Here is an 11,990-nt window from a genome sequence, read left to right on the forward strand (position 1 = left end):
ACCCACACCGACACCCGCGCCGGCGCGCCGAAGCCGGGGCACCGGAGCCGACGGGAGGACCACATGCTGCTCATCGCCTGCCCCTGGTGCGGCGAGCGCGACGAGACCGAGTTCCACTACGGCGGGCAGGCCCACGTCGCCCACCCGGCCGACCCGCAGGCGCTCAGCGACGCCGAGTGGGCCGAGTACGTCTTCGTCCGCGACAACCCCAAGGGCCTGTTCGCCGAACGCTGGTCGCACGCCGCCGGCTGCCGCCGTTGGTTCAACGTCATCCGGCACACCGTCACCCACGAGATCCTGGCCGCCTACCCGGCCGGCCGGCCGAAGCCGGTGATCACGTGACGCAGTCGCACCGCCTCCCCGACGGCGGCCGGATCGACCGGGCCGCCCCGCTCAGGTTCACCTTCGACGGCGTCAGCCGCACCGGCCACCGCGGCGACACCCTCGCCTCCGCGCTGCTCGCCAACGGCGTGATCGAGGTCGCGCCCAGCCTCAACCGCCGCCGCCCGCGCGGCATCGCCACCGCCGGCGGTGCGGAGCCGCACGCCCTCGTCCAGGTCGACGAGCCGATGCTGACCGCCACCACCGTCGAGCTGTACGACGGCCTGGTGGCGACCTCGCTGTCCGGTCTCGGCCGGCTGCCGGACGGCCCCGACGAGGCCGTGCACGACAAGATGTACGGGCACGCCGACGTCCTGGTGGTGGGCGGCGGACCGGCCGGGCTGGCCGCCGCCCTGACCGCCGCCCGCTCCGGGGCCCGTACCGTGCTGGTCGACGACCAGCCCGAGCTGGGCGGCGCCCTGCTCTCCGGGCGGGAGCGGATCGACGGCCGCCCCGCCACCGACTGGGTGGCGGGCGTCCGCGCCGAACTCGCCGCCACCCCCGAGGTGCGGATCCTCACCCGCGCCACCGCCATCGGCCACCACGACCAGAACCACCTGCTGGTCGCCGAGCGCCGGACCGTCCACCTCGCCCCCGCCGAGATCCCGCCGGGCGCCCCTCGGGACCGGCTCTGGCACCTGAGGGCCCGGCAGGTGGTCCTCGCCACCGGCGCGTACGAGCACCCGATGGTGTTCGCCGGCAACGACCGGCCCGGCGTGATGTCCGCCGCCGCCGTCCGCAGCTACCTGCACCGCTACGCCGTGCGTCCCGGTGGCCGCGCCGTGGTCCTCACCACCAACGACCACGCCTACCGGACCGCGCTCGACCTGGTCGCGGCCGGCGTCCCGGTCGCCGCCCTGGTGGACACCCGCCCCCGGCCGCCCGCCGCCCTGGTGGCGGCCGCCCGGGCGGCCGGCATCGAGGTGCTGCCCGGCTCCGCCGTGGTCGGCACCTCGGGCGCGCCCCGGCTGGCCGCGGTGCGGGTCGCCGGGCTGGACGCGGCGGACGAGCTGCGCGGACCGGTCCGCGAGCTGGCCGCCGACCTGCTGGCCGTCTCCGGCGGCTGGACCCCCGACGTGCACCTGTGGAGCCAGTCGCGGGGCAGCCTGCGCTGGGACGAGGCGATCGCCGCCTTCGTCCCGGACCGCGCCGCCCAGGAGGTCCGCACCGCCGGCTCCGCCCGGGGCACCTACGACCTGGCCGGCTGCCTGGCCGAGGGCTTCCGGGCCGGGGCGGCCGCCGCCGGCCGGGCCGGTTTCCCGGTCGAGGCCCCGCCGGTACCGCCGAGCGAGGGCGACCCGGTGCCCGCCCCGCCGCGCCCGGTGTGGCTGGTGCCGGCCGAGGAGGGCCGCCCGGAGACCTGGCGCGAACACTTCGTGGACACCCAGCGGGACGCCACCGTGGCCGACGTCCACCGGGCCGTGCGCGCCGGGATGCGGTCGGTCGAGCACATCAAGCGCTACACCACCATCGGCACCGCCCACGACCAGGGCAAGGCCGCCGGCACCGCCGCGCTCGGGGTGATCTCCCGGCTGCTCGGCACGGCCTCGCCCGGCGAGGTCGGCACCACCACCTTCCGCGGCCCCCGCACCCCGGTCTCCTTCGCCCTGCTGGCCGGACGCGAGCGGGGCCGGCTCTTCGACCCCGTGCGGACCACCCCGATCCACCCCTGGCACCTGGCGCACGGCGCGGTCTTCGAGGACGTCGGCCAGTGGCGCCGGCCCCGCGCGTACCCCGCCCCCGGCGAATCCCTGGACCAGGCCGTGCAGCGCGAGTGCCGGGCGGCCCGGACGGCGGTGGCCGTGCTGGACGCCTCCACCCTCGGCAAGATCGACGTGATCGGCCCCGAGGCGGGCGCGTTCCTGGACCGCGTCTACACCAACGGCTTCGCCGGCCTCGCCGTCGGCTCGGCCCGCTACGGGGTGATGTGCCGCACCGACGGCACCGTGCTCGACGACGGCGTCACCGTCCGCCTCGCCGACGACCACTACTACCTGACCACCACCACCGGCAACGCCGCGGCCGTGCTCGACTGGCTGGAGGAGTGGCTGCAGACCGAATGGCCCGAACTGCGGGTCCACTGCACCTCGGTGACCGAACAGTGGGCGACGGCCGCCGTGGTCGGCCCGGCCTCCCGGTCCGTCCTGGCCGTCCTCGCACCCGGCCTCGACGTCTCCCGGGAGGCGTTCCCCTTCATGGCCGTCCGGCACGCCGAGGTGGCCGGCCTCGCGGCCCGGATCTGCCGGATCTCCTTCTCCGGCGAACTCGCCTACGAGATCAACGTGGCGAGCTGGCACGGGCTCGCACTCTGGGAGGCGCTGCTCGCCACCGGCGCACCGCACGGCATCACCCCGTACGGCACCGAGGCGATGCACGTGCTGCGCGCCGAGAAGGGCTACCCCATCGTCGGCCAGGACACCGACGGCACCGTCACCCCGCAGGACCTCGGGCTGGACTGGGCGGTCTCCCGGCGCAAGGAGTTCATCGGCCGCCGCTCGCACAGCCGCCCCGACAACCTGCGGCCCGACCGCCGCCGGCTGGTCGGACTCCTGCCCTGCGACCCGGACGAGGTGCTCCCCGAGGGCGCCCAACTCATCGCCTCCGCAACGGTGTCGCCCACCCCGCCGACACCCATGCTCGGACACGTCACCTCCAGCTACCGCAGCGCCGCGCTCGGCCGCAGCTTCGCACTCGCCCTGCTGGAGGGCGGCGACGAGCGGATCGGCGAGGTGGTCCACGCCCCGCTCCCGGACGGCCGGGTGATCGCCGCCACCGTCACCGAACCGGTCCTGCTCGACCCGAAGGGAGCCCGCCGTGACGGCTGACAGCCGGACCGACCCGCTGCGCCGCAGCCCGCTCGCCCACCTCCCCGGGACCCGCACCCCCGGCGCCCGGCTGCGCGAGGTCCCCTTCCTGCGCCAGCTCGACCTGCGGGTCCGGCCCGGCCTGGCCACCGCCCGGGTCGCCGACGCGCTGGGCGCGGCCCTCCCGTCCGAGCCCAACACCGTCGTGGTCTGCGGCGAGCAGCGGGTGCTCTGGCTCGGCCCCGACGAATGGCTGCTGGTCGGCCCGGACGGCGGCGCCCCGCACGCGGAACGGCGGCTGCGCGCCGCCCTGCACGGCGAAGTCGCCTCCCTGGTCGACGTCTCCGCCCACCGGACCACCCTCGACCTGGCCGGCCCCGCCGCCCGCACCGTCCTGGAGAAGGGCTGCGCGCTCGACCTGCACCCCCGCGCCTTCGCGCCCGGCCGCTGCGCCCAGACCCTGGTCTCCAAGGTCAACGTGATCATCGACCAGCTCGACCCCGAACCGCACTACCGCCTCCTGGTCCGCAACTCCTACGCCCAGTACCTCGCCGACTGGCTCCTCGACGCGATGGCCGACCCGACCCTGAGCCCCTGACCGACCGTGACTCCGCCGGCTCCGCCCGACCGACCTGGGTGGGTAACATCTGTAGTCACCGAAATGCGCAGAGTCGTGACGCGGAATCCGGACGGGAGAGCGACAGGTGAGCACAGCGCACGAGAGTCCCGGGGACTACACCCGGGTTCCCAACCCGGAACAGGCACTGAAGTACGCCATCCAGCACATCGTGGGCGGCCGGGTCGAGATCATCGAGGGAGTCATCACCCCCATGTCGCCGTCCTGGGCCCACGAGAACGCCGCCGACCTGATCAGGGAACAGATCGGCCCCCGGATGCGCGAACTCGGTCTGCGCGCCGGATCGGGCAATCTCGACCTGCCGGGCACGCAGAACTTCTACGTCCCCGACCTCGCGGTGGTGCCGGCCGACCTCGCCAGGACGGAGGGGGCGCTGTTGCCCGACCAGACGCTGCTGGTCGTCGAGGTGACCTCGCCGTCGAACGGGGACACCGACCGTACGGCCAAGCGGCGCCGCTACGCGCAGTTCCGGGCGCCGGTGTACCTGCTGGTGGACCGTCAGGAGCGCTCCTGCACGCTCTTCTCGGAGCCGGGGGAGCTCGGCTACACCCGGGTGGAGGGGCCGTATCCGTTCGGCCGTGCGGTGCGGTTGCCGGCTCCGTTCGGGGTGGAGCTGGACACGGCGGGGTTCTGATCGGGCGGCGCGAAATGGTTCGAATGTGACGGAATGTCCGGTTTGGTGCCTAGGATCGTCCCTGTGCATCTCACCGACGGCGTTCCGGCCGACACACCAGATCCGAAGCAGTCCGCCACCGCGCTGAGCCGGCGGCGGTTGCTGCTGGCCGTCGCGGCGGGGGCGGGCGCCGTCGTCGTGGGCGCGGGGGAGGCGAAGGCCGCGGCCGGCGTGCCGCGGCACGGGAGCCGTCCGCGGCGGGTGGGCGGGCTCGATCCGGCGGCGCTGCCCAAGTACGTGACGCCGCTGCCGGTGCTGCCGGCGATGCCGCCCGTGGCGACGGACGGCGGGGTCGACCAGTACCGGCTGGCGGCGCGGCAGTTCAGCCAGCAGATCCTGCCGGACGGCCTGCCCGCCACGCTGGTGTGGGGCTACGGCTCCTCCGCGCACCCGGACTCGTTCCACTTCCCGGCGCTGCCCCTGGAGGCGACCGTCGGCCGCCCGGTGCGCGCACTGTGGGCCAACGAACTCCTCGACGCGCAGGGCCGGTTCCTGCCGCACCTGCTCCCCGTCGACCCGACCCTGCACTGGGCCAACCCGGCCGGTGGCGAGGACGGGCGCGACTCGCGGCCGACCTTCACCGCGACCCCCGGGCCGTACCGGGGGCCGGTGCCGATGGTGCCGCACCTGCACGGCGCCCGGGTCCCGCAGGAGGCGGACGGCTACCCCGAGGCCTGGTACCTGCCGGACGCGGTGGACATCCCCGACGGGTACGCCCGGACGGGGAGTTTCCACGCCGGGTTCGCCCGGGCCGCGGCCGACGCCGGCGGGGCGGACTGGCCGGCCGGCGCCGCCGTCTTCGAGTACCCGAACGACCAGCGGGCGACGGCCCTGTGGCTGCACGACCACACGCTCGGGATGACCCGCCTCAACATCTACGCCGGGCTGTGCGGCACCTACCTGCTGCGCGGCGGCGAGGCCGACCTGCCGGCCGGTGCGCTGCCCGGCCCCGCGCCGGCGCCCGGGGACGCGCCCGGGACGGCGTACCGCGAGATCCCGATCGTGATCCAGGACCGGTCGTTCGAGGGCGACGGCTCGCTGTTCTTCCCGGCCGGCCGGGGGTTCGTCGGCGACGTGCCCGAGGAGGGCCCGTTCGTGCCCGAGAGCGACGTGCCGCCGATCTGGAACCCGGAGAGCTTCGGCGACACCATGGTGGTCAACGGCCGGACCTGGCCGGTGCTGGAGGTGGAGGCGCGGCGCTACCGGTTCCGGCTGGTGAACGGGAGCAACGCCCGGACCCTGCTGCTGAAGATCGCCGCCGACCCGCTGGCGGAACGGCCCGCCGCGGCCGCCCTGCCGTGCTGGCAGATCGGCTCCGACGGCGGCTTCCTGCCCGCGCCCGCCCGGCTCGACCAGGTGCTGCTCGGGGTGGGCGAACGCGCCGACGTGGTGGTCGACTTCGGCGGGCTCCCGGCCGGCGCCGAGCTCCATCTGATCAACGAGGGCCCGGACGAGGCGTACGGCGGCGGGCTGCCCGGCAGCGACTTCGAGGCGGCCGATCCGGCCACCACCGGGCAGGTGCTCAAGTTCGTGGTCACGGCGGCGTCCTCGGCCGACACCAGCCTTCCGCCGGAGCGGCTGGCCCTGCCGGCCCGTACCCCGCTCGGCACCCCGGAGCGCACCCGCGAGCTGTCGCTGAGCGAGACCCTGTCGACCTCCTTCCGCGGCGCCCCGGTGATGGCCATGCTCGGCACCGTCACCCGTGACAGCCGGGGCCGGATCAGGCCGGTGCCGCTCGGCTGGGGCGACGAGGTGACGGAGGACCCGGACCAGCACGCGGTCGAACTCTGGGAGCTGTACAACTTCACCGGCCACGCGCACCCGATCCACGTGCACCAGGTGATGCTGGAGATCGTCGAACGCGAGACCTTCCGCGGCACGGTACGCGCCCCCGAACCCTGGGAGACCGGCCACAAGGACACCGTGATCGCCCACCCCCGCGAGATCACCCGCATCCGCCTCCGCTTCGACCTCGCCGGCCGGTTCGCCTGGCACTGCCACATCACCGACCACGAGGACAACGAAATGATGCGCCCCCTCGACGTCCACCCCCGCTGACGCCACGGGGGCGTCGGAAATCCACTGGCCCGCCGGTGGCGTCGGACCTAGGCTCCTGCGTGCCCGAACGGCTGCGGGCCGGCACTCAACTGGGCTTGCCCGCACCGCCGTTCGGAAGCCGGAGGACGCTACCGAGGAGGTGGGTTCGAGTGACCCTGTACGCGACGCTCGTCTGCGACAACGTCGACCACGATCTGGTGCTCCACGACGTCGGCCCGAGCCCGATGGAGGTCGCGAAGGCCTTCCGATCGATGTCGGGCCTCGGGCTGTGGTGGGCCAAGCAGGCCGTGACCGCCGCGCCGCCGGTGCGGCTGCTGGAGGAGATCGACGAGAGGGACGCGCGCAGGTTCGCCGGGATCCTGTGCGCTGCCGGTGCCTGGGCCACGGCGGAGCCGGTGGTCCTGGCGGGTCGCGGCTGACCGGGCGCCTCGGGGCGCGCGGGCCTTACGGAAGTCGTACGGCCGGTGTGCGGGGCGCCGGTGGGGCGGAGGTGGGTGGCAGGGTGGCGGGATGACCCGAATCGCCCTGGGGGCCGTCTCGCTGTTCGTGCTGGTGGCCGCGCTCGTCGGCACCGTGACCGGTGGGGGGACGCTGGGTCGGCCGGGGGTGCTGGACGGGTGGTACCTGGCCGATCTGGTGCTGTTCGGGGTGGCGGTGGCGCTGGTGCGGCGGGTGCCCGGGCGGTGGGCCGTCGGGCTGGTGCTGGCGGGGAGTGTCGCGGTGGCCGCCACCGGGCTGCTCGCGCCGCCGCGGACCAGTGACGACGCCTACCGCTACCGGTGGGACGGCCGGGTGCAGGCGGCCGGCGTCTCGCCGTACCGGTACGCGCCGGACGACCCGGCGCTGGCCGGGCTGCGGGAGCGTTCGCCGGACCTGTTCCCGCCGGAGGGCCCGTGCACCGGCTGGGACGAGCGGCGGACCGCCGCCGGACAGTGCAGCCACCTCAACCGCCCCGGCGTGCCGACCATCTACCCGCCGGTCGCCGAGGGCTGGTTCCTCGCGCTGGAGGGCGCCGGCGGCGGCGTCCGGACGGCGCAGCTGGGCGGGGCGCTGCTCGCCGTCGCCACCACCGGGCTGCTGCTGGTGCGGCGCCGGCCGGCTCGGGCCGCGCTCTGGGGCTGGTGCCCGGGGGTGGCGCTGTGGGCGGTCAACGACGCGCACGTGGACACCCTGGGCGTGCTGCTGCTGGTCGCCGCGCTGCTGGTGGCGGCGCGCGGCCGGCGGGTGGCCGGCGGGGTGCTGTTCGGGGCCTCGATCGCCGCCAAGCTGGTGCCGGCCGTCGCCCTGCCCGGCGCCCTGTCCGGAGTGCTCGCGCGCCGGCCCCGGTGGCGCGACCTGGTGCTGCCCGCCGTCGCGGTGGCGACCGTCGTGGTCACCTACCTGCCGTACCTGTGGGCCTCCGGCAGCGGGGTGCTCGGCTACCTGCCGGGCTACCTGCGGGAGGAGGGCTACGACCAGGACTCGGTGCAGCGGTTCGGCCTGCTGCGGCTGGTGCTGCCGGCCGGACTGACCCCGTACGCGGCGGCGGCCGTGCTGCTCGCGGTGGTGCTGCACGTGCTGCGCCGGGGCGATCCGGCGCAGCCCTGGGCGGGCGCGCTGCTGGTCACCGGGACGGCGCTGCTGCTGGCCGCGCCGAACTACCCGTGGTACGGGTTGCTGGTGGTGGCGCTGGCCGCGCTGGACGGCCGCTGGGAGTGGTTGGCTGTGCCGGCCGCCGGCACGGTGGTCTATCTGCACGGTGGCGGGGCGCAGCAGGCGGCGTACGGGGTGGCCGCGCTGGTGGTGCTCGGCGGGGCGGCCGTGCGGCGGGTGCGCCGGGTGCGCCGGGTGGCGGTGCGGGAAGGCGTGGCCGGCGTGCCGGTGGTCGACTGACCGTCACGGTCGGCGGTGTGCCAGGGCCCCGGCCCGCCCGGCGGCGGGCGGCGGGGCCCTTCGGCGTGCCGGGGGTCGGACGGCGGGGCGGCCGAGGTGGTGCGTGTGCGGACCCGGACGGGCGACGGCAGCTGTCGTCCCCGGTGTCAAGTTTGCTCTGAACATGCTGAGTTACTGACCGTCAGGGCAGGTGGGACGGCCCTTGACGGTCTTTCTGGTCTATGCCAGTCTCTCCGCAGGTCTGGACCAATCTGAACTGATGTGAATCGCTGCGGAGCGACCGTCCGGCTGGGTCCACGGCCGCTCGGCGGACCGGAGCCCGGGGCGCGAACCCCGGACAGCGGCACGGTTCCCACCCTCCGCAGCACCCACCACGCGAAGTGAGCAGCGATGCCTGAACAGAACGCGGCCCGCCCGTCCGTCCTGGCCGGCGCAGCCCAGCACGGGGTCTGGCTGACCGAGCGGCTCGGCCTGGCCGGCCGCAGCTACCACATGCCGGTGCGCACCGCCTTCGAGCGGATCGACCCGGCCGCGCTCACCCGGGCCTGGGAGGACGTGCTCGACCGCCACCCGGCGCTGAGCCGCGTGCTGGTGGAGCAGGACGGCGCCCTGCGGCTGCGGGCCGCGACCGACCGCCCCGCGCTGCGGACCGTCGACGCCACCGGGGACGGCGCCGACGAGTTCGCCAAGCGGGTCGAGGCGGACACCGCGCTGCCGTTCCGGCTGGACAGTGGCCCGCTGGTGCGCGCCACGCTGTACCACCGCCCGGACGGCAGCGCGGAGTTGCTCACCGTCGCGCACCACGCGGTGTTCGACGGCATCTCCAAGGACCTCCTGCTCGCCGATCTGGCCACCGCCTACAACGCCCGCCGGTTCGACCGCGAGCCCGGCTGGCCCGGCGCGGCCGAGAGCCCGGATGCGGCCCTGGCCACCGCCCTGCAGGCGCTCGCCGACCCGGCCCCGGCGCTGGTCGAGGAGGCCGCCGCCTGGTACCGCGATCGCTGGACCGACCACACCGAGCCGGTGCTGCCCGGCCTGGAGCGGCCCGGCCCGGAGGGGTCCGCCGCCCGCGCCGGGGCCCCGGCGCCGCAGGAGCGCCGCGGCGAGAGCATCGAGCGGGTGCTCGGCCCGGTCGAGCACCGGGCGCTGCGGGCCGCCGCCGAGGCGGCCGGCGTCACCGTCTTCGAACTGCTGCTCGCCACCACGCACGCGCTGCTGCTGCGCTACGGCAACGAGGGCGCCTCGATCGCCGTACCGCTCTCCACCCGCGGCCCGGGCCGGCCCACCACGATCGGCCTGCACGTCAACGAACTCCCGGTGCCCGTACCCCCGGTGGACCAGGAGCAGGTCACCCTTGCCGCCCTCGCCCGCGCCGTCCGCGCGCAGCTGCGCACGGTCTACCGGTTCCGTACCGTGCCGTTCGGCGCGGCGGTGCGCGGCCTCACCCCGAGGGTCGGCCTCACCCCGGTCACCTTCGGCTACCGCCGGCGCGGGGCCGACCCGGTCTTCGAGGACGCCGCCGCCACCGTCGACTGGGCGGTGTTCAACCAGGCCGCCCGCACGCTGCTCAACCTCCAGGTGGTGGACGAGCCCGAGCGCGCGGTGCTCTCGTTCCAGTACGACCCGCAGCTGCTGCCGCCGGACGCCGCCCGGCGGATCGCCGGTCACTTCGCCGTCCTGCTGGACGCCGCGGTCGCCGACCCGGACCGCCCGCTGGCCGAACTGCCGCTGCTGGGACGGGCCGAGCACTACGCCGTCACCACCGGGTGGAACGCCACCGCCGCGGAGTTCCCGGACGCGCTCACCGTGCTCGACCTGATCGACCGCCAGGCGGAACTCGCCCCCGACGCGACCGCCGTCACCGCAGCCGACGGGAGCCTCGACCACCGGAGCCTGCGCGAGCGCTCGACCGCGCTGGCGGCCGTGCTGCGCTCCCGCGGCATCGGACCGGGCAGCCTGGTCGCCGTCCACCTGGACCGCACCGCCCGGCTGCCGGTCGCGCTGCTCGCCGTGCTGCGCACCGGCGCCGCCTACCTGCCGCTGGACCCGGCCTACCCCGCCGAGCGGCTCGCCTTCCTGCTGGCCGACTCCGGGGCGGCGCTGCTGCTCACCGACCGCGAGCCGGCCGCCGAACTCGCCGCCGCGGCCCCCGCGGTGCTCGACCTGCGCCGGCCCGCCGAACCGCTGCGGGACGCAGGCCCGGCGGCCCGCCCCGGCCCGGCCGACACCGCGTACGTGCTCTACACCTCGGGCTCCACCGGCCGACCCAAGGGCGTCGCGGTCGGCCACCGGGCCCTGGTCAACCTGCTCGCCTCGTTCGCGGACCGGCTCGACTCCGGCCCCGGACACGCCTGGCTGGGCCTCACCTCGCTCTCCTTCGACATCAGCGCGCTGGAGCTGTTCCTGCCGCTGACCACCGGCGGGCGGCTGGTGCTCGCCCCGGACGGCCTGGCGGTCGACGGCCCCGGGCTGCTGCGGCTGATCGAGGCCGAGGGCGTCACCCACGCGCAGGCCACCCCCTCCGGCTGGCGGGTGCTGCTGGCCGCCGGAGCCGGCCGCACCGGCCTGACCGCGCTGGTCGGCGGCGAGGCGCTGCCCCTGCCGCTGGCCCGCGAGCTGCGCGCCTCGGTGGCCCGGCTGCTGAACGTCTACGGCCCGACCGAGACCACGATCTGGTCCACCTGGGCGGAGATCCCCGCCGAGCCGCACCGGATCGGCATCGGGCGCCCGATCGCCAACACCCGCGCGTACGTGCTGGACGCGCGGCTGGAGCCCGTGCCGGTCGGCCTGCCCGGGGAGCTGCTGCTCGGTGGCGAGGGCCTGGCACTCGGTTACCTGGGCCGGCCCGCGCTGACGGCGGAGCGCTTCGTGCCGGACCCGTTCGGCCCGCCCGGATCCCGCCTCTACCGGACCGGCGACCTGGTCGCCTGGGCCGGCGACGGCACCCTCGACTACCTCGGCCGACTCGACCAGCAGGTCAAGATCCGGGGCCACCGGATCGAGCCCGGCGAGATCGAGTCGGCGCTGCTGGAGCACCCGGGCGTGGCCCAGGCGGCGGTCGCGGTGCACCAGGGCCCGGACGGCGAACCGCGGCTCACCGGCTACCTGGTCGGCCCGGCCACGGCGGAGGAGCTGCGGGCGCACCTGCTGCGCACCCTGCCGGCCGCGATGGTACCGGCGCGGTTCGTCACGCTGGAGCGGCTGCCGCTCACCCCGAACGGCAAGCTGGACCGCCGCGCCCTGCCCGAGCCGCCGGCCCTCGACCCGGCCGCCCTCGACCCCGCGCCGGAAGCCGGTGCAGGCGACGGGGACGGGCTCACCGGGGCGCTGTGCGCGATCTGGTGCGAGGTGCTGGGGCTCCCGGAGGTCGGCCCCGAGGACGACCTCTTCGACCTCGGCGGCCACTCGCTGACGATCATCCGGATCTCGGCCCGGATCCGCGAGGCGTTCGGCGTGGAGGTCGACTTCGACGTCTTCTTCGACACTCCCACCGTGGCCGGCATCGCCGAGGCCGTCGCCCGCCTGCGCTGACCGCCCGCCCCTGTCCCGAGCCCGCCCCCGTCCG

6 protein-coding genes and 1 pseudogene are annotated in these 11,990 nt (G+C 75.9%); all 7 read left to right on the top strand.

Annotated features, from left to right (window positions below):
• Positions 1-63 precede the first annotated feature (63 nt).
• The 7 genes and pseudogenes from ABT014_RS21010 to ABT014_RS21040 all read left to right on the top strand — a co-directional run bounded on the left by ABT014_RS21010 (position 64) and on the right by ABT014_RS21040 (position 11,956).
• A pseudogene (locus ABT014_RS21010) lies at positions 64-3,206 on the top strand (sarcosine oxidase subunit delta family protein).
• A complete protein-coding gene (locus ABT014_RS21015) occupies positions 3,196-3,783 on the top strand; it encodes a sarcosine oxidase subunit gamma (RefSeq protein WP_350640513.1) in 588 nt (195 codons plus the stop codon). The pseudogene ABT014_RS21010 and the gene ABT014_RS21015 overlap by 11 nt, the downstream one beginning before the upstream one ends.
• A 106-nt stretch (positions 3,784-3,889) precedes the next feature.
• A complete protein-coding gene (locus tag ABT014_RS21020; RefSeq protein WP_350640514.1) occupies positions 3,890-4,456 on the top strand; it encodes a Uma2 family endonuclease in 567 nt (188 codons plus the stop codon).
• A 63-nt stretch (positions 4,457-4,519) separates the two neighbouring features.
• Positions 4,520-6,553 carry a multicopper oxidase family protein gene (locus tag ABT014_RS21025; protein WP_350640515.1) on the top strand — a complete coding sequence of 678 codons (2,034 nt, stop codon included), beginning with the start codon at positions 4,520-4,522 and terminating at the stop codon, positions 6,551-6,553.
• 149 nt (positions 6,554-6,702) lie between these two features.
• Entirely contained in the window at positions 6,703-6,972 is a 270-nt protein-coding gene (locus ABT014_RS21030) for a ribosomal protein L7/L12 (RefSeq protein ID WP_350640516.1), read from the top strand.
• A 91-nt stretch (positions 6,973-7,063) separates the two neighbouring features.
• Positions 7,064-8,425, top strand: coding sequence for a glycosyltransferase 87 family protein (locus ABT014_RS21035; RefSeq protein WP_350640517.1), 1,362 nt, complete (start codon positions 7,064-7,066; stop codon positions 8,423-8,425).
• 390 nt (positions 8,426-8,815) lie between these two features.
• Entirely contained in the window at positions 8,816-11,956 is a 3,141-nt protein-coding gene (locus ABT014_RS21040) for a non-ribosomal peptide synthetase (protein WP_350640518.1), read from the top strand.
• Positions 11,957-11,990: the final 34 nt, after the last annotated feature.

Source organism: Kitasatospora sp. NPDC094015, assembly GCF_040304075.1.
In the GTDB taxonomy this organism is placed as follows: domain Bacteria; phylum Actinomycetota; class Actinomycetes; order Streptomycetales; family Streptomycetaceae; genus Kitasatospora.